The organism is Dellaglioa sp. CoH-55-MRSF-8 (assembly GCF_056782195.1).
This window is the reverse complement of the sequence record NZ_JBXAYH010000007.1, coordinates 14167-38552: the sequence shown is the minus strand read 5'-3', so window position 1 is coordinate 38552 and position 24386 is coordinate 14167. Positions and strand designations below refer to the sequence as shown.

General features: G+C 34.3%; 26 protein-coding genes and 1 tRNA gene. 4 read left to right on the top strand and 23 right to left on the bottom strand.

What is annotated here, in order from left to right:
* Positions 1 to 111 precede the first annotated feature (111 nt).
* From AC1RPW_RS06930 to AC1RPW_RS06870, 13 genes are all read right to left on the bottom strand, one after another.
* Positions 112 to 969, bottom strand: coding sequence for an alpha/beta hydrolase (locus tag AC1RPW_RS06930; protein ID WP_481761894.1), 858 nt, complete (start codon positions 967 to 969; stop codon positions 112 to 114).
* 32 nt (positions 970 to 1001) lie between these two features.
* Positions 1002 to 1553 (bottom strand): transcription termination/antitermination protein NusG, encoded by a 552-nt coding sequence (gene nusG, locus AC1RPW_RS06925; protein ID WP_409022813.1) that lies wholly within the window; start codon positions 1551 to 1553, stop codon positions 1002 to 1004.
* A 115-nt stretch (positions 1554 to 1668) separates the two neighbouring features.
* Entirely contained in the window at positions 1669 to 1848 is a 180-nt protein-coding gene (secE, locus tag AC1RPW_RS06920) for a preprotein translocase subunit SecE (RefSeq protein ID WP_057974232.1), read from the bottom strand.
* 10 nt (positions 1849 to 1858) lie between these two features.
* A complete protein-coding gene (gene rpmG, locus AC1RPW_RS06915) occupies positions 1859 to 2008 on the bottom strand; it encodes a 50S ribosomal protein L33 (RefSeq protein WP_057974231.1) in 150 nt (49 codons plus the stop codon).
* Between the two features lie 121 nt (positions 2009 to 2129).
* A complete protein-coding gene (locus AC1RPW_RS06910) occupies positions 2130 to 2738 on the bottom strand; it encodes an RNA polymerase sigma factor (protein WP_481761893.1) in 609 nt (202 codons plus the stop codon).
* A gap of 68 nt (positions 2739 to 2806) precedes the next feature.
* Positions 2807 to 3331, bottom strand: coding sequence for an NYN domain-containing protein (locus AC1RPW_RS06905; RefSeq protein ID WP_481761892.1), 525 nt, complete (start codon positions 3329 to 3331; stop codon positions 2807 to 2809).
* 2 nt (positions 3332 to 3333) lie between these two features.
* The gene (gene rlmB, locus AC1RPW_RS06900) at positions 3334 to 4092 is read right to left on the bottom strand and encodes a 23S rRNA (guanosine(2251)-2'-O)-methyltransferase RlmB (RefSeq protein ID WP_481761891.1); all 759 of its coding nucleotides are present in this window, start codon (positions 4090 to 4092) and stop codon (positions 3334 to 3336) included.
* Positions 4073 to 4495 carry a Mini-ribonuclease 3 gene (locus AC1RPW_RS06895; RefSeq protein WP_409021543.1) on the bottom strand — a complete coding sequence of 141 codons (423 nt, stop codon included), beginning with the start codon at positions 4493 to 4495 and terminating at the stop codon, positions 4073 to 4075. Before AC1RPW_RS06895 ends, rlmB begins: the two co-directional genes overlap by 20 nt.
* Complete coding sequence (gene cysS, locus AC1RPW_RS06890) at positions 4495 to 5904, bottom strand: cysteine--tRNA ligase (protein ID WP_481761915.1); 1410 nt, start codon at positions 5902 to 5904, stop codon at positions 4495 to 4497. Before cysS ends, AC1RPW_RS06895 begins: the two co-directional genes overlap by 1 nt.
* 258 nt (positions 5905 to 6162) lie before the next feature.
* The gene (gltX, locus tag AC1RPW_RS06885; RefSeq protein ID WP_481761890.1) at positions 6163 to 7656 is read right to left on the bottom strand and encodes a glutamate--tRNA ligase; all 1494 of its coding nucleotides are present in this window, start codon (positions 7654 to 7656) and stop codon (positions 6163 to 6165) included.
* A 128-nt stretch (positions 7657 to 7784) separates the two neighbouring features.
* Positions 7785 to 8897, bottom strand: a complete 1113-nt coding sequence (locus tag AC1RPW_RS06880) for a PIN/TRAM domain-containing protein (protein ID WP_481761889.1) — start codon at positions 8895 to 8897, stop codon at positions 7785 to 7787.
* Positions 8898 to 8913: 16 nt separating this feature from the next.
* Positions 8914 to 10284 (bottom strand): DNA repair protein RadA, encoded by a 1371-nt coding sequence (gene radA, locus AC1RPW_RS06875; protein ID WP_409021546.1) that lies wholly within the window; start codon positions 10282 to 10284, stop codon positions 8914 to 8916.
* A 101-nt stretch (positions 10285 to 10385) separates the two neighbouring features.
* Positions 10386 to 10922, bottom strand: coding sequence for a dCTP deaminase/dUTPase family protein (locus tag AC1RPW_RS06870; RefSeq protein WP_481761888.1), 537 nt, complete (start codon positions 10920 to 10922; stop codon positions 10386 to 10388).
* Positions 10923 to 11034: 112 nt separating this feature from the next.
* Between AC1RPW_RS06870 and AC1RPW_RS06865 the strand changes: the two genes are divergently transcribed.
* The 3 genes from AC1RPW_RS06865 to AC1RPW_RS06855 all read left to right on the top strand — a co-directional run bounded on the left by AC1RPW_RS06865 (position 11035) and on the right by AC1RPW_RS06855 (position 13535).
* A complete protein-coding gene (locus AC1RPW_RS06865) occupies positions 11035 to 11319 on the top strand; it encodes a GNAT family N-acetyltransferase (RefSeq protein WP_481761887.1) in 285 nt (94 codons plus the stop codon).
* Positions 11320 to 11339: 20 nt separating this feature from the next.
* The gene (gene rpiA, locus AC1RPW_RS06860; protein WP_481761886.1) at positions 11340 to 12041 is read left to right on the top strand and encodes a ribose-5-phosphate isomerase RpiA; all 702 of its coding nucleotides are present in this window, start codon (positions 11340 to 11342) and stop codon (positions 12039 to 12041) included.
* 159 nt (positions 12042 to 12200) lie between these two features.
* Entirely contained in the window at positions 12201 to 13535 is a 1335-nt protein-coding gene (locus tag AC1RPW_RS06855) for a C1 family peptidase (protein WP_481761885.1), read from the top strand.
* A 31-nt stretch (positions 13536 to 13566) separates the two neighbouring features.
* Here the strand turns inward: AC1RPW_RS06855 and AC1RPW_RS06850 are convergent, their stop codons facing one another.
* Both AC1RPW_RS06850 and AC1RPW_RS06845 read right to left on the bottom strand, forming a co-directional pair.
* Complete coding sequence (locus AC1RPW_RS06850) at positions 13567 to 14250, bottom strand: 2,3-bisphosphoglycerate-dependent phosphoglycerate mutase (RefSeq protein ID WP_481761884.1); 684 nt, start codon at positions 14248 to 14250, stop codon at positions 13567 to 13569.
* Positions 14251 to 14336: 86 nt separating this feature from the next.
* Positions 14337 to 15593, bottom strand: coding sequence for a C40 family peptidase (locus AC1RPW_RS06845; RefSeq protein WP_481761883.1), 1257 nt, complete (start codon positions 15591 to 15593; stop codon positions 14337 to 14339).
* 428 nt (positions 15594 to 16021) lie between these two features.
* On the opposite strand from AC1RPW_RS06845, the gene AC1RPW_RS06840 reads away from it, so the two are divergent.
* On the top strand, positions 16022 to 17056 hold the full coding sequence (locus AC1RPW_RS06840) for an LCP family glycopolymer transferase (RefSeq protein WP_481761882.1): 1035 nt from the start codon (positions 16022 to 16024) through the stop codon (positions 17054 to 17056).
* Between the two features lie 53 nt (positions 17057 to 17109).
* Here AC1RPW_RS06840 and accA read toward each other — a convergent pair whose 3' ends face one another.
* The 8 genes from accA to AC1RPW_RS06800 all read right to left on the bottom strand — a co-directional run bounded on the left by accA (position 17110) and on the right by AC1RPW_RS06800 (position 24324).
* The gene (accA, locus tag AC1RPW_RS06835) at positions 17110 to 17874 is read right to left on the bottom strand and encodes a carboxyltransferase subunit alpha (RefSeq protein ID WP_481761881.1); all 765 of its coding nucleotides are present in this window, start codon (positions 17872 to 17874) and stop codon (positions 17110 to 17112) included.
* Between the two features lie 13 nt (positions 17875 to 17887).
* On the bottom strand, positions 17888 to 18670 hold the full coding sequence (locus AC1RPW_RS06830; protein ID WP_481761880.1) for an acetyl-CoA carboxylase carboxyltransferase subunit beta: 783 nt from the start codon (positions 18668 to 18670) through the stop codon (positions 17888 to 17890).
* Positions 18671 to 18684: 14 nt separating this feature from the next.
* Positions 18685 to 19974, bottom strand: coding sequence for an acetyl-CoA carboxylase biotin carboxylase subunit (locus AC1RPW_RS06825; RefSeq protein WP_481761879.1), 1290 nt, complete (start codon positions 19972 to 19974; stop codon positions 18685 to 18687).
* A 9-nt stretch (positions 19975 to 19983) separates the two neighbouring features.
* Positions 19984 to 20370, bottom strand: a complete 387-nt coding sequence (locus AC1RPW_RS06820; RefSeq protein ID WP_481761878.1) for an acetyl-CoA carboxylase biotin carboxyl carrier protein — start codon at positions 20368 to 20370, stop codon at positions 19984 to 19986.
* Positions 20371 to 20385: 15 nt separating this feature from the next.
* Positions 20386 to 21372: a beta-ketoacyl-ACP synthase III gene (locus AC1RPW_RS06815; RefSeq protein ID WP_481761877.1), complete on the bottom strand. Its 987-nt coding sequence runs from the start codon at positions 21370 to 21372 to the stop codon at positions 20386 to 20388.
* Positions 21373 to 21551: 179 nt separating this feature from the next.
* Positions 21552 to 21636, bottom strand: a tRNA-Leu gene (locus tag AC1RPW_RS06810).
* Positions 21637 to 21695: 59 nt separating this feature from the next.
* A complete protein-coding gene (locus tag AC1RPW_RS06805) occupies positions 21696 to 22148 on the bottom strand; it encodes a SprT family protein (RefSeq protein WP_481761876.1) in 453 nt (150 codons plus the stop codon).
* A 1-nt stretch (position 22149) separates the two neighbouring features.
* Entirely contained in the window at positions 22150 to 24324 is a 2175-nt protein-coding gene (locus AC1RPW_RS06800) for a Tex family protein (RefSeq protein WP_481761875.1), read from the bottom strand.
* Positions 24325 to 24386 lie beyond the last annotated feature (62 nt).

Below are 24386 nucleotides of genomic sequence, written 5' to 3'. Positions count from 1 at the left end.
ACATACCTCCTTGTAAAATCCGTGCGTGGTAAATGGAGATATAAATTTCTCCTCCCACTGTATGCAGAACATACTAATATAATATAACACCCAGATGGGTTCCACGCAATCTTATTTATGCTTTTTCCATAAAAATGTGTAAATTGATTCATCAACTCGTTTATTTTCATGTAATAATCTGTGTGCTGCTCTTCGACCGCTCACAATAAGTTCCTGATAATTAAGCTGATTTTCAACTAAATAGCGAAGTGATAAAACACTATTAATGGAAACAGCGCCATCATTGCCATTTTTCAAATCGCCAGCAATATTTAAAAATTGTAAATTCTCCGGTAGATGCTGCATTGCCTTTTCAAAATACTGGTAGAGTGAAGTCGTTTCCACTGGACCTTTATCAGTTAAAAATAAATCTTCAATGATAGGCGTATTTTGTGCTACATTATGATCATTGTATGGTGCACCAATTGAAATGGCATGTGCCACCATTGGGACATCAGTCATATCTCTGTATTCTGTCATATAGCGTAATATACTGACACTACCCATTGAATGCCCAACAAAATCGACCTTTTCAATGGCATAAGCGCCATATAAAAATTGCATAATATAATGTAACCATAAGCTTTGTTTTTCAACAGGAGCTATATTATTTTTAAATAAAACTTGAATGAATGGTTGCGCAGATCTTAATTGACCTTCAACATGTAAACTACCATTATCATCAACTATGATAACCATATCTTTACGACCATAGCCTGCTCGTTCAAAACGGGCAATCATTGGGCCAAAAGAAAGTCGATTACCACTATAACCGTGAACAAATAGTGTTGGGGTCATCTTGTCGCTAGGTACAATTGGATCAGAGGCATCAATTGAAACATGCCCTAATCGTCTAAATTTATTCCCAATGAAAAAACTTGTGCCTGCTCCTAGACCTAACAAGCCTATCTTCAAAAGTCCCTTAGTCATTAAATCACCTTCTACTTTTGTGAGTTATCACCCTAGCCTAATAATTTATCTACTTGATCAAAGTTCAATTCTGTACTTGTTTCACGACCAAACATATCAATATCAACTTTAAGTTTTAATTTTTCATTATCAATTTCCGTTACTTTACCGATAAGGTTAGCAAATGCACCTTCAATAATTGTGACAGATTCACCAATTTCAATGTCCAATTCTTGATGACGAGCACTCATACCCAAACGACGAAGAATCAATTCTACTTCTTCAGGTAATAGTGGTGCTGGTTTACTTCCGGCCCCATGAGAACCAACGAACCCAGTTACGCCTGGTGTATTACGAACAACATACCATGATTCATCTGACATACCCATCTCAACTAAAACATATCCAGGGAATGTTTTCTTCATATCTGTTTTTTCTTTACCATTTTTAACTTCACGTTCTTCTTCTTCAGGAACAACTACACGGAAAATAAAATCTTCCATACCCATTGATTGTGCACGTGATTCAATATTTGTTTTAACTTTATTTTCGTAACCAGAGTAAGTATGTAAGACATACCAACTTTTTTCGATTGATTCCATTATATATATCTCTCCTTAAATTATCAGCTTCATTTTTCTCAAACAAAAAAAACTCCGCATCAACGAAGTTTTCTCACTTGTGTCATTATATCAAAACATCAGTTAAATAGCTATTCTTCTATGAAAATAGGGTTAAGAATGCAGAAGCACCTGAATCAACAATCCAGAAGAAAATCGCAAACATAATTGCAGTTACAACAACAGTTGTTGTATCACGACGTAGTTCCTTACCTGTTGGCCAAGTTGTTGCTTTAATTTCTACGATAACACTTTTAAGAAATGCATTAATTTTTCTCATAACTATCCCCCTATTTTGTTTCACGATGTAACGTATGTTTATTACAATATTTACAAAATTTATTTACTTCTAAGCGTTCGGTTCTGCTCGGTTTTGCAGCTACAATATAATTTCGTGAGCCACAAACGATACAAGCCAATGCTACTTTTCTTTGTGCCATGACTTTTTCTCCTTAATGTAAAGTTAACTAACGCTAACTTCGACTAACATTTTTAAAGAATACACTCATTTTACATTAAAAGAAAGAAAAAAGGAACCACCCTCTTTTCTTTCTTTCCTAATTATCGATTTTCTTTAAAAAATAACCCAAGCTTACTCTTACACCTTGAGATAGATCCTAATACCTTTTTCATATCGCACTCTAAAATAAGCGCAATTTCTTCTGGCTTTTTCATTTGATAATAAAGTAAAACAAAAGTACTTCTTTCTAACTCTGACAATTTCAATTCAAAATCATCCAATTTTTCTTGAAGGATAATTCTGTCATCTGCCAATATCTCACAATAAAACGAAGGCCGTTCACATTCACCATAAGTTTCTTCATATCGTTCCAAAGAATGCGAGTTCGCATCAGACAGCCTTTTAGTCGCTGATTGTTTGCGAATTAAACTAAAAATACAATTCGATAGACTGGTTTTAAAATACTGTCCAAACGTAATTCCTTTGTTCGGTTGGTAATTTTTTAATGCTTTAAAACAAACAGCTCTAGCCTCTTGTAAAAAATCTTCAGTATCCCATAATTTTAGATAGTATTTACGAATCATCGAATAAACCATTGGACGATATCGTTCAAATAACGGTTCAAATTTATGTTCTGCACCTAATTTAATTTGGCAAATCAATTGAAAATCTGTTTCGTTTTCAGTACTCCGGTAAGTTTCATCTAACAAGTAGACTCTCCATATCCGGGTCTCCATTTTTCAATATACCAAACATAATGACTGATTACAACAGTTGCTTAGTCATGTGATAGGTGATCACGCAATTCAGCCAGACTATCTAATTGTTCTGAGTCCCATGGTGAACGACGAACCGATGCCTCCGTTTGATATTTTTTGGCTTGTTGAGCAACTTCTTTTTTAGATTCATTAATGTCTTTGTATAACTCCCATGCAGGAATTCTTAATGCACCTTGTGAGAAAATAGTCCACTGTTCTGCTTGATCACTCGTTGCAACAGTTACCTGTGTGAGTTTAGTCTGTAACTCACCTATCATTGCTTCAATATAACTATCAGCCGTCTGACCCTCTGCTGTCCAAATAATCTCTAATCCATATTTTGTATAACTCTTTGATAGTCCTGGAACATACATTGCATCAAAGACAACGATTAACCGAGAGTCAATCTGTTTATGATAATTTGATAATTTGTGCAGTAGCAAGTCACGTGCTTCATCAAGTCGCTCTGATTGTTTCAATCGATTTAATTCTGGCCAATTACCAATCATATTATAGGCATCTACAACCAAAATTTGCTTTTTCATTATTATTTACCCCTAGAAGTAAATCCTTGATAAATAAGTAAACTGGCTGCGACACTGGCGTTTAAACTTTGAACGTGTCCAACCATTGGAATAGTCAACATACCATCACAAGCTTTTTTCAATAACGGTGAAATACCTTTACCTTCGTTACCAATTACGAGGGCTGTGGGTCCTTTAGCATCCCATTCACGATAATCTTGTCCATCCATATCTGTTCCGAAGACCCATAATCCGGCCTTTTTCAATTCATTTACAGTATTTACCAAATTAGTTACGCGAGCAACTGGCATATATTCAATTGCACCTGTTGACGTCTTAGCAACTGTTGACGTTAAACCGACTGCGCGACGTTTTGGAATAATAATTCCATGTACACCCGCAGCATCGGCTGTTCTCATAATTGATCCTAAGTTATGTGGATCTTCAACATTATCTAAAATAAGGAAAAATGGTGGTTCATCTTTATCAGCTGCACTTTTGAAAAGATCTTCAATAGTTGCATATTCAAATGCGGCAACTGCTACAATAACGCCTTGGTGATTTTGTTGATCTGATAATAAATCTAATTTACTTTTAGGAACTAGTTGTGTGATAATACCTTTTTTCTTAGCTAACTGTTCAATACCACTTAAAACATCTGATTTTAATCCAGTTTGTAAAAATAATTTGTTAATTGATTGATTACTTTTTAACGCTGCTTCTACAGGGTGACGACCAATAATAAAATCGCCAGCCTCTTCACTACTTCTTGGTTGTCCCATTTAAGTTCTCCTTTTCAACGGTGTTAATACACCATTTTGCCAATTCGGCCAATCTATCGTTTTGATTACTCAAAAATAAGTAGCCAAACAATGCTTCAAATCCAGTTGAAATACGATACGTTATTACTGATGTATTTTTAGCTGAAGTATGACTTTTAGCATTACGTCCACGTTTAAAGTAGTCTATTTCTTCTTCAGTTAAAATATTATTTTCTGTCATTTTATCTATCAAGAAAGCTTGTGCTTTGGCTGATACATAATGTGTTGCTTGATGGTGTAATTGAGTTGGTCTTGTAAGTCCTTGTACAAGTAAGTGTTTACGAACAAATACTTCATAAATACCATCGCCCATATAAGCTAACGCAATCCCATTCATTTGTTGATAATCTGCATTATTTTCCATTAGTCTTTTCTCCATCTAGTTCCTTGTGGTGTGTCTTCCAAAATAATTCCTTCTGCTGCAAGTTGATCTCGAATTTCATCGCTTTTTTGAAAATCTTTTTGTTTCTTAGCTTCTATTCTTTGTGCAATTAATTTTTCAACTCTGATATCTAGAGCATCAGCTACTTGTCCAAAAGCTAATCCAAAAACTGATGTCATTTCTTTAAAAATTTCTAACAAGTGATTAATTGAATCTCGTTCCACTTGTTTGTTTTCAGAATAGACATTCATTTTCTTAGCTAAATCATAGATAACTGCAATACCATTTTGTGAATTAAAATCATCATCCATAGCAGTTTCAAAATTGGATAAGCTCTCATTAATTTGATTTTCTATTAATTTATTTTCTCCTGAAATAGCATCGTTCAATCGATAAGTTAAGTTATCAAATGCTGTTTTCAATTTATTTAAATTATTAGTCGCTTCATCAATATTCGCTTGGCTATACTGAATTGGACGGCGGTAATGCGTTGTTGCCATAAAGAAACGGATAACTTGTGGATTGACTTCTTTAATCATATCATGCACCGTAACAAAATTACCTAGTGATTTACTCATTTTTTCATCATTTTCACCAATTGTTACAAATCCATTATGCATCCAATAGTTAGCAAATTTTTGACCCGTTTCAGCTTCACTTTGAGCGATTTCATTTTCATGATGTGGAAACATTAAATCCTGTCCACCACCATGAATATCAATCGTTGGACCTAGGTATTTTGTTGCCATTACAGAACACTCAATGTGCCAACCCGGACGGCCCTTACCAAATGGAGAGTTCCAAGAAAGATCATCATTTTTGACTGATTTCCAAAGTGCAAAATCAATTTCATCTTCTTTTCGAGCCGTTTCTTCAGTATCAACATGCTGACTGGCACCTTGTTCTAATTCGTTGATATTTTGATCAGATAATTTACCATAATCTGGAGATTTACGCGTTCTAAAATAAACATCCCCATCAGATACATAAGCATAACCTTTATCAATTAAATTTAATATAAATTGAATGATATCATCAATATTTTCTGTCGCCTTTGGATTTTTAGTTGCTGGTTCAATCGCCAATGCCTTGGTATCTTCCATGAAAGCAGCAATAAACTTATCGGCTAATTGTTGAACTGTTATATGGTCTTCTTTAGCAGCTTTGATCATTTTATCATCAACATCTGTAAAATTAGATACATAGTTAACTTTAAAATGACGATATTCAAAATATCGACGAATTGTATCAAACGCAATAGCACTTCGCGCATTTCCAATATGAATATAGTTATAAACGGTTGGCCCGCAAACGTACATACTAACTTTCCCAGACACAAGTGGTTTAAAAACCTCTTTTTGATTCGTTAATGTATTATAAATTGAAATCATTTTATCACCCGCCATTTAATCTTTTTGTTAAAAAAAGACGTCTTTTATATACTTATAAAAGACGTCTTCAACGTTGTTCCACTCCTTAAGATGTAGTGAACCTACATCCAACAATGAGTTAACGTTCATTACACGACTATAATTACTTTGTTCATCATAGCATTTTAAAGAGGCACTTCACAACTAACGTTTGTTTTCTCACATCACCGAAAACTTTCTAAAAAACGCCAATAAGTTGTTACTCTCTCTTATCAAAAATTATTTTGTATTCATTTCTTCTAACGTTTTGTTCAAATGAGCTAATGCTTTTTCACGACCAAGCAATTCGATTGATGCTGGTAGTTCTGGTCCATGCATTTCACGCGTTGTTGCAATACGGATTGGCATATATAATTGACGACCTTTAATTTTTGTATCTTTTTGAATTGATTTAATTGTTGCTTGGATAGCAACAGCATCAAAAATATCAATCGTTTTAATGCGTTCAGCAAATTCTTTTAAAACTGTTGGTGCTGTTTCAACAGCTAACTCTGCCTTTGCTTCATCATCAAGAACAGGTGGTTCGCTTAAAAATACTTCTGCCATTTCAGTAATTTGACCTGTATATGACATTTGTTGCTTATAAAGGCTAATTAATTTACGAGCCCATTCAATTCTTTCTGCACTTGGATCAGCTTCAATTTTACCATCTTGAATTAATTGACGTAAAGCCAAATCCATTACTTTATCTTCATCAGCTGTTTTAATATATTGATTATTAATCCATTCTAATTTTTTACCATCAAATGAAGCTGGTGACTTGCTTAAACGTTTAGGATCAAACATTTTAATCAATTCTTGGCGAGAGAAAATTTCACTTTCGCCAACTGGTGACCAGCCTAATAAGGTAATGAAGTTTACCATAGCTTCTGGCAAGTAGCCTAATTCACGATATTGTTCAATGAATTGGAGAACATTTTCATCACGTTTACTTAATTTTTTTCCTGTTTCTGTATTGATAATTAATGTCATATGTCCAAAGATAGGTGCATCCCAGCCAAATGCTTCATAAATCATCAATTGCTTAGGCGTATTGGCAATATGGTCATCCCCACGAAGAACATGCGTAATTTCCATCAAGTGATCATCAACAACAACAGCAAAGTTATATGTTGGCATACCATCACGTTTTTGAATAACAAAATCGCCACCAATAGTATTGGAATCAAAGGTAATTTCACCTTTAACAATATCTTTAAATTCGTATTTTTTGTTTGCTGGAACACGGAAACGAATAACAGGTGTTAAACCGGCAGCTTTTGACTCTGCAATTTTAGCAGTAATCTCATCATCAGACATACCTGCATATTCGTATTCATAATGTGGCATTTCATTACGTGCTTTTTGAGCATCACGGTCTGCTTCGAGTTCATCTTCTGTTTTATATGACTCGTAAGCTAAATTTTTATCCACTAATTCTTGGATTAATGGTAAATAGATATCTTTACGTTCTGATTGACGATAAGGACCAAATTCTCCTGGTTTGTCAGGACCTTCATCCCAATCCATGCCTAACCATTTTAAGTTATCTAGTTGGCTGCGTTCACCATCAGCAATATTTCTCTTTGTATCAGTATCTTCAATACGGATAACAAAAGTACCCTTTTGACTTCTCGCAAATAAGTAATTAAATAGAGCGGTACGAGCATTTCCAATGTGTAAATGTCCAGTTGGACTTGGTGCATATCTGACACGAATTTTATTTTTAGCCATGATAACGCCTCTTTCTTTTTTCTGTATTTAGTTACTACGATATAAACCGTTTATTTAAGGCTTTATTCAACTAATCTAGTTTACAATGAATCGGATAAAAAATAAAGCCAATAATCTTAGTATTGACTTTATTTCTTATCGTTTATTTTTTTCATTGAATGTAATGGTTTTGCAAAAATCATTCTTCCAGCATCCGTTTGAAGTGCACTTGTAACGACAACGTCAATTGATTTGTTTAGGAAATACTTTCCTTCTTCCACGACAACCATTGTTCCATCATCCAAATAAGCAACACCTTGTTGACGCTCAGAACCATTTTTTATTACCATAACATGTAATTGTTCTCCAGGAATAACCCGAGGTTTCAATGATTTAGCTAGTGCATTTACATTCAAAATCTGGACATTTTGAAATTCGCTAACTTTGTTTAAATTAAAATCATTTGTGACAATAACCCCATCAATCGTTTTAGCTAATTTAATTAACTTACTATCTACTTCTTCAATTTCTTCAAAATCACCTTCATACATTTCAATCGGCATGATTTTTTCATCTTGAAGTTTATTTAAAATATCTAATCCTCTACGACCCCGAACACGTTTGATACTATCAGCTGAATCTGCAATATATTGGAGTTCATATAAAACAAAATTAGGAACTAATAATGTTCCTTCAATAAAGCCAGTTTTAATCAAATCATAAATCCGGCCATCAATTAAGATATTTGTATCTAATATTTTATATTCATGATAATTATCATTGACATTACGGTCTAGTAAACTACTTTCAACGACATCACTTTTCTTATTTTTTGATGCAAATAATTTACGCCAATCCTCCAAACGATTAGTTCCTATAACAAAACCCAAGTATCCAAGTAAAAATAGTAACAAAACGGGTACAATTGTGTTCAATAGCCATATTTCTGATCGATAGAATGGTGTTGAGATTAAAATTGCAATAACCATACCAACAATAGTTGAAACACTCGCTGTTAGTAGCATCATTGGGCTTTGATTAGTTAAATAATTTTCAATATTTGCCAGTAATTTTTCTAGTGGCGTTATGATAAATAAAGATAGAATAAGAGCTAAACCGACACCTATTAAAAAATTAACAACACTATTATTTAATATACCAATCTCCGCAATACTCACTAATTTCCAAAAAAGTGGTAGCAAACTAACACCAATTCCACCGCCGACTAGTGCAACAACACCTTTAATAATATTTCTACGCATTGACAACTCCTCCTTTCTAACTAAACACTACTTTTAGTGCTTCGCTTAGTGTAGCAACACCAACAACTGTAATTCCTTTAGGTGGTGTCCATCCTGATAAATTATTTTTAGGAATAAAAATTCGTTTAAATCCAAGCTTTTGTGCTTCAGCAACCCGTTGTTCAATCCGATTAACACGTCGAATTTCACCAGTCAATCCAATTTCACCTACAAAACTGTCTGCAGGGTCTGTTTCTTTATCTCGATAACTTGACGCAATACTAACAGCAATCGCTAAATCAATAGCTGGTTCATCTAATTTTACGCCACCAGCCGCCTTAAGATAAGCATCCTGGTTCTGTAATAATAAACTTGCACGTTTTTCAAGAACGGCCATTATTAATGACACACGATTGTGATCAAGCCCTGTAGTTGTACGCTTCGCCGTTCCGTAAACTGTTGGTGTGATTAATGCTTGAACTTCAACCAAAATAGGTCGTGTTCCTTCCATAGATACAACAATAGCAGAACCTGTTGCGCCAGCCAAACGTTCTTCTAAGAAAATTTCTGATGGGTTTGCAACTTCAAATAACCCACCTTCACGCATATCAAAAATTCCAATTTCATTTGTTGAACCAAATCGGTTTTTAACAGCGCGTAAAATACGGAACGTGTGATGCATATCTCCTTCAAAATAAAGGACTGTATCAACCATATGTTCCAAAATTTTGGGACCAGCAATTGCACCACCTTTTGTTACATGTCCAACAATAAAAATCGTAATACCATTCGTTTTAGCAATTTGTAATAATTCAGCAGTTACTTCTCGAATTTGAGAAACACTGCCAACTGCAGCAGACATTTCTGGTTCTTGCATTGTTTGAATTGAGTCAATGACTACGTAATCAGGATTTAATGTCTCAATATTTTGACGAATATTACCCATATCTGTTTCAGGGTAAAGATAAAATTTCTGACCTCCAACACCGAGGCGCTGTGCACGCATTTTAATCTGAACAGCACTTTCTTCACCAGAAACATATAAGACAGTTCCGCCAGTTTGGCTTAGTTGACCAGAAACTTGTAAAAGTAATGTTGATTTACCAATGCCTGGATCACCACCAATTAAAACTAATGACCCGGGTACAACACCACCACCAAGAACACGATTTAATTCACCTAACTCAGTTTCAACACGTTCTTGTTCTGCCATTGAGATATCATCTAATAGTTCTGGTTTAACAGAAGCTCCAGTAAAACTGACACGAGCTTTACGATCTGCTTTTTGTGATTGTTCACGCTCTTCTACCATCGTGTTCCATTCGTTACAGTTAGGGCAACGACCCAAATACTTTGGTGAGGTGTATCCACAGTTTTGACATACAAATTGCGTTTTTACTTTTGCCATACAAACTCCCCACCCTTTCATTATAAATTCTATTGTTAATATTTTATCACATAAACGACAACCTGTAATTTCAATTGAAATTCTTAATCATTCTATAATAACTATTTACCTGATGAACCAAATCCGCCAATACGTTTTGTAGCGGTCACCTTTTCATTATCAACAGTTAAATAGGGCATAAAAATCCCTTGGCCTATCCGATCTCCTTTTTTTACCATTTGATCTTTTAAACTAAAATTAACAATTTGTATGAAAATTTCACCTTCATTTTTTTCGTTATTATAGTAATCAGAATCAATAACACCAATTCCATTTGGTAAAATCAGTCCACGTTTTAAGGGGCTACTTGAACGATTTGCTAATAATAAAAATTCATTATCTAGCATATACGCTTTAATTCCTGTGGGAATTAAATAAGGTTTCAAAATTTTATTTGCTTGAATGAGCTCTTCTTCAGCCACCGATTCACGATGCCTAATTAGCCATAAAACCTTTAAAAATCCACTTTTCCAGATTGAAGGTAATGTAAAATCTTCAGCTGCAGCTAAGTCATATCCTGCCGAAGTTGTTGTTGATCGAACGGGTAAGTCAATTTTCCCTGCATATTTAGTAACAATTTCAAATCCTCTTGTTTTCATTTGTTTATCCCCGTAATCTGTTTACTTTTTATCTTACCTCATTTATGACATAAATGGCTAGTTTTTGGGCATTTTTTAATGGTATAATTACATTCAAAGGGAAGGTGTTCAAATGGATTTCCAACTAAATGAAACCGATTTACGCGTGTACAACGTTAATGACGAGTTAATTAGTCGAATTAGTTTTACCATGATTAATGCTAATCAGACAATGGTCATTGAACATACTTGGGTAGCTGACAATCAGCGTCATCAAGGGCTTGCAAAAAGTACAACTGATTACTTAATTAAACAAGTTATTCTAAATCAGCAAACTATTTTACCATTATGCCCTTATACAAAGTTTTATTTTAGTGAACATCCAGAACTTTTAGAATTAATTTATACACCTAAATAAAAAATAGGAGAGTGACACACATGAATCAAGACAATTTAAAAAAATTAGTTGGACAAAAAGCTGTCGAGTTTATTAAAGACGGTATGGTTGTTGGACTTGGTACAGGCTCAACCGTTAAATTTATGGTAGATGCATTAGGTCAACGTGTTAAAAATGAAAACTTATCAATTATCGGTGTTTCAACATCAATTAGAACTGAAGAACAAGCAAAATCACTTGGTATTCCAGTTAAATCAGTTGATGAAGTTGACCACATTGATTTAACAATTGATGGTGCAGATGAAATTGATGACCATTTCCAAGGTATTAAAGGTGGCGGTGCTGCTCATTTATTTGAAAAAATTGTTGCTATTAATTCAAATCAAAATATGTGGATTGTTGATGAAAGTAAAATGGTTCATACGTTGGGTAAATTCCCTCTTCCCGTTGAAGTTATCCCTTACGGTAGTCATCAATTATTCAAAAAATTAGAAGCTAAAGGATTTAATCCCAAATTTAGAACTGTTGATAATGAAAATGTTTTAACTGACTCTAAAAATTTTGTCATCGATTTATATTTAGGTGAAATAAACGATCCTGCTAGCATACAAGATTATTTAGCTAAACAAGTTGGTGTTGTAGAACAAGGTCTATTTTTAGATTGTGTAAATACGGTTATCGTTGGACGTCAAGATGGTCCTGAAGTTTTACACGCACGTTCTGACACCTTTACAATTAAATAATTCTAAAGAAGAGCTAATTTTTATTGGCTCTTTTTAAATACGCAAATTGATTTTATTTAAAAATGAGAATTTTCTTTTCTTTTTAACATTGTTTACTAATCTAACGAGATATATTATAATAGCCACAGTACTTAAATCTTATATAGGAGTGTGATTTTTTTGACACAATCAATTAGTTCAGAACAACTCGCAAAATTCCAAAAAAATTTACATGCACGTGAAAGCCATGAAGTTATTGAACGTGCCGTTACAAAAAATGGTATTTTAGCAAATAGTTACGATTTAAAAGCCCAAGCTAAAATGGAACCTGTTTTCTCAATTGATCTGGATGTTGGTAATGTTTCTAACCAAAAGCAATCAGGTCGTTGTTGGATGTTCGCCGCATTAAATACAATGCGTCATGACATGAAAACAAATTTTAAAGTTGCCAAAGATTTTGAATTGTCACAAAATTTCACTTACTTCTGGGATAAACTTGAAAAAGCAAATTACTTTTATCAAAATGTTCTTGAAACAGCTGATAAACCAACTAGTGACCGTACCGTTTCATGGTTAATGACAACTCCACAACAAGATGGCGGCCAATGGGATATGATCGTTGCAATTATTGAAAAATATGGTGTTGTTCCTCAATCTGTGATGCCTGAAACATATAATAGTTCTAAATCAAGCGAAATCAATTCAACTTTAAACTTAAAATTAAGAAAAGATGCTGTTGATTTACGTGAACTCGTTGCTGCCGGAACAAGTTCAAAAGAAATTGAAGTCGTCAAAGAAGCTAAACTTACTGAAATTTATCGTTTATTAGCATACAGTTTTGGTGAACCTCCTGCAACATTTGACTTTGAATATCGTGATTCTGATAATGAATATCATATTGATAAAAATTTAACACCAAAAACATTCTATGAAAAATTTATCGGTTGGGACTTAGATGAATACGTCTCAATCATTAATGGTCCAACAGATGATAAACCTTACAATAATATGTACACAGTTGATCGTCTTGGAAATGTTGTTGATGGGCGTCCTATTCGCCATTTAAACATTAACATGGCTGATTTTAGAGATGTTGCCATCAAACAATTACAATCTGGCGAGAGCGTCTGGTTCGGTTGTGATGTTGGTCAATCGTCTGAACGCCAAATTGGTATTATGGATACTGAACTTTATCATAAAGATGAATTGTTCAATATTGATCTAGCTTTATCAAAAGCTGAACGCCTTGATTACGGTGAGAGTCTAATGACTCATGCTATGGTTCTAACAGGTGTTGATTTGGTTAATGATCAAGCAACCAAATGGAAAGTTGAAAACTCATGGGGCGAAAAAGTTGGTAATAAAGGCTTCTTCGTTATGAGTGATGACTGGATGGAAGAATATTGTTATCAAGTTGTCGTTAACAAAAAATTCTTACCAGAAAAATTACAAGCTATTCTAAAAGAAGAACCTAAAGTCCTTGCTCCTTGGGATCCAATGGGTGCATTAGCATAATTAAAAAAGTAACAACAATATTGAATTGTTGTTACTTTTTTTGTGTTAAAATTTTTTTGCTTTTAATTGTTAAATCATCATTTAATGTATACCAAATAGGGACACCATTCGGAACCTCAACGCCATCAATATCTGCATCTGAAATATTTTCTAAATATTTTATCAATACCCTAAGTGTACTGCCATGTGCGACAATCAACTGGTTATTACCTTGTCTTAACTCTGGGGCAATGACATCTTGCCAGTAAGGTAAAATCCGTTTAAATGCCATTTCTAAGCTTTCTGATGTTGGTAAGCTACTTTTAACACGTTGCTTGTACCGTCTATCATTATCAGGTACAGATAAACTAGGTGGGATAGTCGTATAACTACGGCGCCATTGGGCTACTTGTTTAATACCGTAGATACGTTTGGTTTCATCTTTATTTAAACCGCGCAAGGCACCATAATGTCGTTCATTAAGACGCCAATTTTTCTGTATTGGAATCCAAAGTTGATTCATTTCTTCCATCATAATATTACTCGTTTTAATAGCTCGTTTTAAGACAGATGTATGAACCTGTGAAAATTGAATATTTGTATTAAGAATAACTGTTCCTGCAACTCTAGCTTCAGCGATGCCCTTAGCCGTTAATGGAACATCTGTCCAACCGGTGTATTCATTATTTTGATTTGCTAGACTCTCACCATGTCTTACCATGACTAATTCAACCATTATTAAAACCTTCTTCACTCTTCATTAATACTCATTATAACAAAAAAGACTTAAAACAACATTGTTGTCTTAAGTCTTTTAATTATTTATTTTACTCGACCAGCAAAATCTGGTTTCCAGTAAGCACTCATTGTGCTAATTTTAACATTTTGTCCTTCAGTTGGAGCTTCAGCAAATTGACTTCCACCTAAGTAGATAGCAACATGGTATGATGATCCTTTTGATCCCCAGAAAAGTAAGTCTCCAGGTTGTGCTTGAGAAACTGATTCATAGCTAACTTGTCCTTCTTGAGCAACAGTGTAGCCACCAATAGATTTTCCAGCAGCATGAGCATAAACATAACTAGTAAATCCTGAACAATCAAAACCGCTCAATGATTTTCCGCCCCATACATATGGGATGCTCTTTGTTGTTAATGATCTTGCTAGAGCAGTAATACTACTTGTATCAAGACTTGAAGCACTCACAGCACTTGTTGCTGCTTTTTTACTTGAACTATTTGTAGTTGAAGTTGTGACAGCTTTTTCACTTGAAGCTGAAGTATTTGAGCTTTTTACTGCTTTATTACTTGAAGTATCTGTACTTGCAGCTTCAGTTGCTTTTGATGCAGCTGCATCTGCTGCTGCTGCATCGTTCTTTTCATTTGCTGCTTTAGTTTCTGCTGCTGCTTTTTCAGCAGCTTTTTCTGCTGCTTTTGCTTTATCGATAGATGATTGTGTATCTGATTTTTTTGTATCAATTTGTGCTTTTAATGTATTTGCGTTTGCTTGTTTAACCGCTAGTTCAGCTTGTTTGTTTGTATATTCTTTAACTGTTTTTTGTTGATCTGCAGCCTTTTCATCTAATTCAACTTTAGAAGATTTAACTTCTGCTTTATCAGCTTTTTGTTGTTTAGCAGCTTTTTGACCAGCACCAACTAATGTTGTAACTGTTCCCACACGTTTGAAGGCATCAACAACACTTTTTGAATCTGAAACAAATTCAACCATGCTTGCTGTACTTCCATCAACTTGTAAAGCACGTGTTTGATCAGCTAATTGTGAATCTCTTTGTGAAATTTCAACATTTAATCTGCTGATCTTCTTACCTAATTTGTATTGATCTGATTCAAGTTTTGCAGCTGTATCTTTAGCATCCTTAACTTCAGCTTGAGTTGAAGTAATTTCACTATTAATTGTTGCTAATTTTGCAGCAACTTTAGTGCTCTTGCTATTTAATTTAGCAATCGTGCTTGTTAGTTCAGTTACACTATCTGAAGCGTTAGCTTGTTCTGCAACTGCGCTCATTCCAATAAGTGTAGCTGTCATCATCATTACTTTAGCAATTTTACTATTAATTTTCAAAAGGCACTCTCCTAGTTGATTTCATAATTATTATTTAATTTTAGCGTATTCGTTTTTCTCGACTAGAATAGAATAGCACGGTTCTTAGGTACATACCATTACGGTTAGTTTACATTCGAATTTAATTTACATCTTTTAATTTCAGTATGATTACACAAATGTTACAAAAGGCCATTTCCATTGTTTTTATCCCTCTTATTTGTTGTTAAATAGGCATTTACGAGTTCTATATTAAAATGACAAAAGCGTAATACAATTAGTCGTTTTTCACTGATTTAACATTACTTAATTAATCAAAGTTGTCCTTTTCATTCTTTTACATTTTTTCAATTATTTAATAATACCGTAAGAAAAAATTTTTTTTGCTTTTTATCCCTTTTTTTATCGTATAATCAGCTTAATTAATGTAATGAAAGGTATGAATAAATATGGCTAAAAATAATAACTTGGGAATGCCATCTCCAATAAAAGGCAGTTCTCAAAGCAATAAAAATAAGCATCCAATACTGTGGACACTATTGATAATTATGATTTTAGGTATTGCTTCTGGAGGTGTATATGCCTATTCAGTATTCACACATACTGAAGATACCGTCGCAAAAACTTACAAGAAAACCAAAGCAAAAAAATTAAGAAATGTTTCCAGTATTTTGAGTGAGAAAAAACCTTTTTCAATTCTATTAATGGGGACTGATACTGGCGCACTTGGTCGAAGTGATACAGGACGCACGGATACAATGATCGTTGCAACAGTTAATCCAACAACAAATAAAACTACCTTAACAAGTATTCCTCGTGATACTCAAGTTAAAATTGACGGAAGTGATGAAAGCTCTTCAAAAATAAACAGTGCCTATACCTATGGTGGCAAAGATGGTTCAACATCTGCTGTTAATACTGTTCAAAATTTATTAGATATCCCAATTGATTATTATATGTTAATTAACATGAATGGATTAAAGAAAATTGTTGATACCGTTGGTGGTGTTGATGTCAAACCATTACTTTCATTTAAACTTGAAGGAACTCATTATAAAAAAGGTAAGACAATCCATTTAAACGGCAAACAAGCCTTAGCTTATACGCGAATGCGTCATTCAGATCCACTAGGTGATTATGGCCGTCAAAAACGTCAAAAACAGATTATTACAGCAATTACCGGAAAAGCTAAATCTGTAAATTCACTCGCAAACTACAAAAAATTATTAAAAACAATTGACGGAAACATGGTAACTGATCTTAGTTTTAATGATATGCTCACAGTAGAAACAAACTACAGCGCCGCTACAGAATCAATTCACTCTGATTTCTTGCAAGGAGTAAGTACAGATGTTGATGGTCTTTCATATGAAGTTCCAACATCGACTGAAAAGAAACGCGTCTCAAATGCTATTCGTTCTCAATTAGGTTTAAACAAATCAACACAAGCCTTTACTAGTTTAGAACAGCAACTCTCTAAATAAATAGATATAAAAAAGAAACGGACCTCAATTAAAATTTGAGGTCCGTTTCTTTTTTACCAATTTTCTAAAAACTTTTGGTATTTCATTTCTCTTTGTTCAATAAGTTCATTAGATGATTTAGTCGCTAGGTTCTTCAGCAATTCATTTAGACTACTGTCCATTAGACTTATTGTTGCTGCCTGATTAGTTTCTGGCAATACCACATCAATCAATCCAATATTAAATAACTCAGTAGCCGTCATTGGCAAACTTGTTTCAATCTCATTTGGATTAGTTTTCTTCAAAATAGCACTAACGGCTTCTGGAGATGCTACTGAAAATAAGCTATTTTCAACCATCATAATAGCATTTGCATTTGCTAAAGCCAGTGCACCACCGCTTTGACCTTCACCTAAAAAAATGGCAATATTCGGCACTTGTAATGCACCCATTTTTAAAATCATTTCAGAAATAATATAGCTCTGTCCTGTTTGTTCTGATTTAACGCTGGCATCTGCGCCGGGCATATTAATTAGCGTTACAACAGGTCGCTTAAATTTTTCAGCTTCATTTAGTAATCGCATTGCTTTTCGATACCCACTTGGCTTCACGGCACCAAAATTATAGGCTAAACGTTCTTCTAAATTTACGCCCCGATTAATGCCAATAACTGTCACTGGGCACTTATGAAAAAGTCCAATCCCACCAATAATGGAAGCATCCTCTTCGCCAACTCGATCACCATGATTTTCGAAAAACACATCAAATAGACTAGAAATAATAAATTTAGCACTTAATCTATCATTCGATCGAACTTTTTTTAAAAAATCTGAGTCCATTTTTAATATCCCCTCACACGTGTAATAGTAGTAGCTGACTAAGAATCTGTTTTATGTTTTTCCGATCAATAACCTGATCAACAAATCCATTTTCATATAAACCTTCTGCTGTTTGAAAATTAGCAGGTAGCTTTTCATTTGTCGTCTGTTTAATCACTCTTTCACCAGCAAAGCCAATTTTAGCTTGTTTTTCAGCTAATACAATATCGTTATTTAGTGCAAAGCTAGCACTGACACCACCCATTGTTGGATCCGTCAATAGGGACATGACTAATAACCCTGCATTATCTAGTTTTTGTTTCATGTAAAGAATCGAATTCATTTGTAATAACGAATAAATTCCCTCTTGCATTCTTGCACCACCAGAAGCAGTAACGATTACAAATGGCAGTCGTTTATCTAATGCGACTTGCATCCCTAACTTAATTCTAGTCCCTGCCGTCGTATTCAATGATCCCATCATAAAAAAACTATCCATTACTGCTAAAATCAATGGTTGTTGATCAATGCTACCTTCACCGACAATAACGGCTTCATCAGATGTCGTTGAACGCTTAGCACGTTCCAGTTTTTCTGAGTAACCTGGAAATTGTGCTTTATTTTCTGTTTTATTTGCTACATTTATTACCTCAAAACCGTTTTCATCTGTTAAAATAGCAATTCTCTCCATAGCAGTCAAGCGTTTATAAGTTTGGCATTTAGGACAAATAAAATAAGGTGCCCATTCACTTTCATGTAAATGCGTCCCACAATTTCGGCACTTTTGCCATTGATTTGTCTTTGGATAATGACTCATTACCGCCACCGCCTTTAAATTTTGCTATCAATTGAAATGGTATTTTCAATAAATTCTTGTGATTTTATAATTATTTTTAATTGCGTTAAATTAGTTTCAATTCCTGAAATATAAATTGATTCAAGTGATTTTTGCATTTTTAAAATAGCTAATTCTCTCGTTTCAGCATGACAAATAATTTTTGCTAATAGTCCGTCATAGAAAGCAGAGATGGTGTCACCGACACCATAACCCGTTTCAATTCGAATATCTTTAGGAAAATCAAAACATGTAATTTTAGTTTTCACACTTGGAATTAAGGATAATCGACATTCGATTGCATGTCCATTCATTTCTACATCATTATTCAATACTTCTTTACCTTCAGCAACTAACAACTGTTGTTGAACAACATCCATTTTAACAGTTTCTTCAGTAACACCATGTTCGACTTGCAATCGTGTATTCATTTCTAAAAAATAAAATTGATTATTCGCAAATAAAAATTCTACAGTTCCTAATCCAACGTAATGTAAATTTTTGATTAACTGACGCGTAAAATAGTAGAGTTGGCTTTGTTGCTCACTAGTTAAGACAACTGATGGGCTTTCTTCAATCACTTTTTGTCGGTGATTTTGCAAGCTACAATCCCGATTTCCTAACACTTGAACATGGTGCCCATCACCGATAATTTGCACTTCTATATGCCGCGCGTTTATCAATTTTTTTTCAAGATAAAAACTTCCCTCAGCAAAAGAAGCCTTTGCTTCTTGCTGAACAATCTCAGCGCCAGATAACAAATCAGATTTCCTTTCAACTGCTCTGATACCCTTGCCGCCTCCGCCATGTGAAGCTTTAATTAATAGTGGGAATCCAATTTTATTTGCTTGCTCAATCAATTCTTCGTTAGAAGTAATTAAATCAGATCCAGGAATAACGGGTACCCCTTTCTCAATTGCTAACAAACGAGATTTATCTTTATCTGCTAGTTGCTGGATTAATTCCGCTTCCGGACCAATAAAAGTAATACCACATTCCATACACATTTGTGCAAAATGCGCATCTTCTGATAGAAACCCGTATCCTGGATGAATTGCATCAACATTTAAACTTAATGCTGCCATCAATATACTCTCTCGATTTAAATAAGAATCTTTTGCTAAGGCTGGCCCAATGCAAATTTTTTCATCAGCAAGTTCAACAAATCGACTTTGTGCATCCACTGTTGAATAAATAGCGACCGTTTGTATATTTAATTTTTGGCAAGCGCGAATAATTCGTTCAGCCACTTCTCCACGATTCGCTATTAAAATTTTTCGAAACAAATGACTCACCTATCCATCTATTCTAATTTTAAGTAACTCTTGATCAAATTCGACTAATTCACCATCATCTACTAGTTGTTCAAGTACGATACCTGTCACTGGCGATTGGATATCATTGTATAATTTCATACTTTCAATTTGAGCAATAACCTGCTTTTTAATAATTTTAGTCCCAATTGTTCCCATTTTATCAAAATGAACTAACCCAACAAGTGGGCTTTTAACGATAAAAATGGTGTCACTATCATCTTCTTGTATATTTGTTGCTACTTTTATTTTTTCGGCTGTTTTTTCTTGATCTACAACTACTTTAAAGTCACCATCTTCAATTTCAACATGAGAAAATGGCATTGTCGCAATTTTATCTAATAATTGATTAATTTCATTAAATTTCATTAATTTGCACACACCTTAAATTTTTATTAGTAAACTTCCATATGCTAAGCCAGCTCCAAATCCAGTTAATAAAACTGTACCACCCGTAAACCCTTGTTGAATTGCTTCATTTAGGGCCATTGGAATCCCGGCTGAAGATGTATTTCCGTGATGAATAACACTTGTTGCAAATTTTTCAATTGGCATCCCTAACTCATCAGCAATTGTTTCAATAATTCTTAAATTTGCTTGATGGCAAACAACCAAATCAATATCACTTGTTTTTAACTTATTATCTTTAAGTAATTGTTTCATCTGATTAGGCACAACTGTTGTAGCAAATTCAAACACATCTCGTCCCTCTTGGAAAAATGCATCTATTGTTGGATAATTATCTTCATTAACATCACTTAATGGTTCAATACGTCCACTATGAATAACATCCTTTTTTTGCCCATTTGTTTCTATTTTTTCAGCAATAAAGCTTTCATCCGCTGAATTATTTGAGGCTTCAAGAAGAGCACCACCTGCACCGTCTCCAAAAAATACAGCGCTTGTTCGATCCTTAAAATCCATCATTTTTGAGTTAACTTCTGCACTAATCACAATTGCCCGTTTGTATTGCCCTGTACGTAAAAACTTTTCTGCGGTACTCATAGCAAATATAAATCCCGCACAAGCAGCGCTAATATCGAAAGCAAAGGCGTTCATTGCGCCAATATTTCCTTGAACAATCGCAGCTGTCGATGGTGTTAAGGCGTCTGGCGAAATTGTGGAAATAATAATTAAATCAATATCTGTGGCTTCATACCCAGATTTAAGTAAAAGTTCATTTGCTACTTTTGTACTCAAATCTGATGTATTTTCATCAATTGCATAGTGTCGTGTTTTAATCCCAGTATGCGCCACTATCCATTCATCCGAGGTTGGCATAAATTTAGCTAATTCATTATTTGTCACAATTCGTTCCGGCACAAAATGTGCCATATTTTTTATTTTGACATAATTATTCAATTTACCCATTCTCCCAGTCGTTAAGTTTAATTCATTCTATTTTATCAATAATCGCAAAATTAAGACACCAAAATAATTAACGCTTAATAATTCTTTAATTTCATAATACGCCAGTATGGCAATCTTTCATTAAAAAAAGCACTAAACCCCATAGTAACAAGGTCGAGTGCTTTTAAGTAAAACTATTATGCGAGTAAATGGATTCGAACCATCACGGGATATTATCCCACCAGATCCTTAGTCTGACGCGTCTGCCAATTCCGCCATACTCGCAAGAACAATCATAATTGTAGCAAAAATTGTTCCTTGTTACAAGTCCCATTTAAAATAAATTAGTATTCCATTAAAATTAACTTACTTCGACACTTCGAGCAAACGTAGCGTGACAGGTTAATTTTTCTTTGTCGTTGATACTGTTGTCCACAATTAGAGCATTGATAGTGAATAACTCTTTTCTTTTTAGCCTGTTTTGGACCAAGAGGGGCAAACCGGCTACCACCTACAATTGTCAGTAGCTGTTTGAAATCATGATCACGATGTTGATAACCCTTTTTAGCAATATGCAGATGATAATGACATAATTCATGCTTGATAACACCTATTAAAATATCCTCACCATGTTCCGTCAGCATTTTAGGATTAATTTCAATATTATGGTCATTTAATCGATACCGTCCACCCGTCGTTCGTAGTCTTTTATTAAATGTTGCTTTGTGGATAAATGGCTGCTTAAAAAAAGTTGTGGATAAGTTTTGAACTAAAGCTGTTAATTCAAAATCAGTCATCTTATTTATCCGTTGGTCGTTTCATTGTTAACTGAACGCGATTACGTTTCAAATCAACTTCCATTACCCACACTGTAACTATGTCCCCAACCGCAACCACTTCACTTGGTTTCTTAACGAACTTATCTGTTAATTGTGAAATGTGGACAAGTCCATCTTGTTTAACACCAATATCTACAAACGCACCAAAATCAATTACGTTCCGAACGGTTCCTTGTAATGACATGCCGGGTTCTAAGTCCTCAATTGTTAACACATCGTGTCGTAGTAACGGTGCCGGCATATCGTCACGTAAATCACGGCCTGGTTTTTGTAAACTAGCTAGAATATCTGCTACTGTTTCCACACCACTACCCACAACTTGTGCCAAATTTTCAGCATTTGTCTGTGCTAATTGGTCATTTGTCTCAGTTTTACCCAAATTAGTTATTTTTATCCCCAATTCTTTCAACAAAATCTTTGTTAGTGGATAACTTTCAGGATGAATATCAGTATTATCTAAAATGTTATCCCCAGAAACAATACGTAAAAATCCAATTGCTTGTTCATAAGCTTTTGGTCCTAAGCGTGGTACTTTCTTAAGTTGTTGACGCTTCGTAAATTTACCATTTTCGTCACGATAAGTAACAACATTTTTAGCAATTGTTAAATTTAATCCAGAAATTTTTGTTAATAGCTCTGAACTAGCTGTATTTAAATTAACCCCAACTTTATTCACAGCATCTTCAATCACGACATCTAACTGTGCATCCAATTTTTTTTCAGCAACATCATGTTGATACTGACCGACTCCAACAGATTTAGGATCAATCTTAATTAATTCAGCCAAAGGATCTTGCAATCTACGGCCGATACTAATAGCAGAGCGTTCTTCAACGTGAAGTTCTGGGAATTCATCACGAGCTGCTTGACTAGCTGAATAAACCGATGCCCCAGCCTCATTTACAATGACATAAAAAATTGGCCGTTCGATTTCTTTTAAAATATCTGAAACAAATTGTTCAGATTCTCGACTTGCTGTTCCATTTCCAATTGCAATCATTTCAACTTGGTATTTTTCAAGGAACTGTTTAAATTGTCCAGCAGCTGCGGCACGTTTTTCACCATTTGCAGGTTTATGTGGATAAATTACCAATTTGTCTAAGAATTTACCTGTACCATCCACGATGGCTAACTTACAGCCTGTTCGATAGGCTGGATCAAAACCTAAAACAACTTTCCCTTTTAATGGTGCTTGCATAAGTAAATGGTATAAGTTATCCCCAAACACATTAATAGCTTGTTCTTCAGCAACCTCTGTCATACCTTTACGAATTTCACGCTCAATTGATGGTTTAATAAAGCGTTTATAACTATCTTGATACGCATTTTCAATGATTGGTACAGCGTCACCACTATTTTTCCCAATAATTCTAAAATGCATAAATGTCATAATTGCTTGTTCTGGTACAACAACGGAAGCTTTTAAGATTCCCTCTTTTTCACCACGATTAATTGCCAGTACACGATGCGGAACGACTGATTTTAAAGATTCACTAAACTCATAGTAATCACGATAAATACCTTTTTCGTCTTTTTCTTCAGCTTTAACTTTTGCTTCAAACAAACTATCTTTTTGAGTTACTTTACGAATCCACTCACGATATTCGGCACTTTCACCAAATGCTTCAGCTAAAATTTCATGTACCCCAGCAAAAACGTCTTCTTCAGTTAAAATTTCAGCATCAACATTAATAAATGTGCTTGCTTTCTGATTAATTTCAGCTGCTGTTTGGGGGAATGTCAACAACCATTTGGCAAATGGTTCTAATCCAGCCTCTTTGGCAATAGTGGCCTTAGTACGACGTTTTTGTTTAAAAGGTAAATAATAATCTTCAATCTGTTGCAATTTTTTTGCTAAACTAATTTTATTTTTTAAAGCTTCTGTTAAATTACCTTGTTCTTCAATTATGTGGATAACTTCTGCTTTACGTTTTTCTAAACTCTCAACATGTTTATAAGTTGTCTCAATTTCACGAATTTGAACTTCGTCTAAACTATCTGTTCTTTCTTTTCGATATCGTGCAATAAATGGAACAGTATTTCCTTCATCAAGCATCCCTAAAACTGCGTTAATTTGTTTTTCTCGATACTGATTTAGCTCTTTTAATACTAACGGCATAATGTTTTTTTCCATGATAACGACCTCAATTCGAATATTTTTTGTTCATAAAAAAGAGACTAATAATAGGCGTCAGT

What these genes read in the sequence shown, in the direction of transcription:
- AC1RPW_RS06930 (WP_481761894.1), bottom strand. Translation starts at nt 969, where the DNA reads ATGACTAAGGGACTTTTGAAGATAGGCTTGTTAGGTCTAGGAGCAGGC.
- secE (WP_057974232.1), bottom strand. Translation starts at nt 1,848, where the DNA reads ATGAGAAAAATTAATGCATTTCTTAAAAGTGTTATCGTAGAAATTAAA.
- rpmG (WP_057974231.1), bottom strand. Translation starts at nt 2,008, where the DNA reads ATGGCACAAAGAAAAGTAGCATTGGCTTGTATCGTTTGTGGCTCACGA.
- AC1RPW_RS06905 (WP_481761892.1), bottom strand. Translation starts at nt 3,331, where the DNA reads ATGAAAAAGCAAATTTTGGTTGTAGATGCCTATAATATGATTGGTAAT.
- rlmB (WP_481761891.1), bottom strand. Translation starts at nt 4,092, where the DNA reads ATGGGACAACCAAGAAGTAGTGAAGAGGCTGGCGATTTTATTATTGGT.
- AC1RPW_RS06895 (WP_409021543.1), bottom strand. Translation starts at nt 4,495, where the DNA reads ATGGAAAATAATGCAGATTATCAACAAATGAATGGGATTGCGTTAGCT.
- cysS (WP_481761915.1), bottom strand. Translation starts at nt 5,904, where the DNA reads ATGATTTCAATTTATAATACATTAACGAATCAAAAAGAGGTTTTTAAA.
- gltX (WP_481761890.1), bottom strand. Translation starts at nt 7,656, where the DNA reads ATGGCTAAAAATAAAATTCGTGTCAGATATGCACCAAGTCCAACTGGA.
- AC1RPW_RS06880 (WP_481761889.1), bottom strand. Translation starts at nt 8,897, where the DNA reads ATGCGTAGAAATATTATTAAAGGTGTTGTTGCACTAGTCGGCGGTGGA.
- radA (WP_409021546.1), bottom strand. Translation starts at nt 10,284, where the DNA reads ATGGCAAAAGTAAAAACGCAATTTGTATGTCAAAACTGTGGATACACC.
- AC1RPW_RS06870 (WP_481761888.1), bottom strand. Translation starts at nt 10,922, where the DNA reads ATGAAAACAAGAGGATTTGAAATTGTTACTAAATATGCAGGGAAAATT.
- AC1RPW_RS06865 (WP_481761887.1), top strand. Translation starts at nt 11,035, where the DNA reads ATGGATTTCCAACTAAATGAAACCGATTTACGCGTGTACAACGTTAAT.
- rpiA (WP_481761886.1), top strand. Translation starts at nt 11,340, where the DNA reads ATGAATCAAGACAATTTAAAAAAATTAGTTGGACAAAAAGCTGTCGAG.
- AC1RPW_RS06850 (WP_481761884.1), bottom strand. Translation starts at nt 14,250, where the DNA reads ATGGTTGAATTAGTCATGGTAAGACATGGTGAGAGTCTAGCAAATCAA.
- AC1RPW_RS06840 (WP_481761882.1), top strand. Translation starts at nt 16,022, where the DNA reads ATGGCTAAAAATAATAACTTGGGAATGCCATCTCCAATAAAAGGCAGT.
- accA (WP_481761881.1), bottom strand. Translation starts at nt 17,874, where the DNA reads ATGGACTCAGATTTTTTAAAAAAAGTTCGATCGAATGATAGATTAAGT.
- AC1RPW_RS06830 (WP_481761880.1), bottom strand. Translation starts at nt 18,670, where the DNA reads ATGAGTCATTATCCAAAGACAAATCAATGGCAAAAGTGCCGAAATTGT.
- AC1RPW_RS06820 (WP_481761878.1), bottom strand. Translation starts at nt 20,370, where the DNA reads ATGAAATTTAATGAAATTAATCAATTATTAGATAAAATTGCGACAATG.
- AC1RPW_RS06815 (WP_481761877.1), bottom strand. Translation starts at nt 21,372, where the DNA reads ATGGGTAAATTGAATAATTATGTCAAAATAAAAAATATGGCACATTTT.
- AC1RPW_RS06805 (WP_481761876.1), bottom strand. Translation starts at nt 22,148, where the DNA reads ATGACTGATTTTGAATTAACAGCTTTAGTTCAAAACTTATCCACAACT.
- AC1RPW_RS06800 (WP_481761875.1), bottom strand. Translation starts at nt 24,324, where the DNA reads ATGGAAAAAAACATTATGCCGTTAGTATTAAAAGAGCTAAATCAGTAT.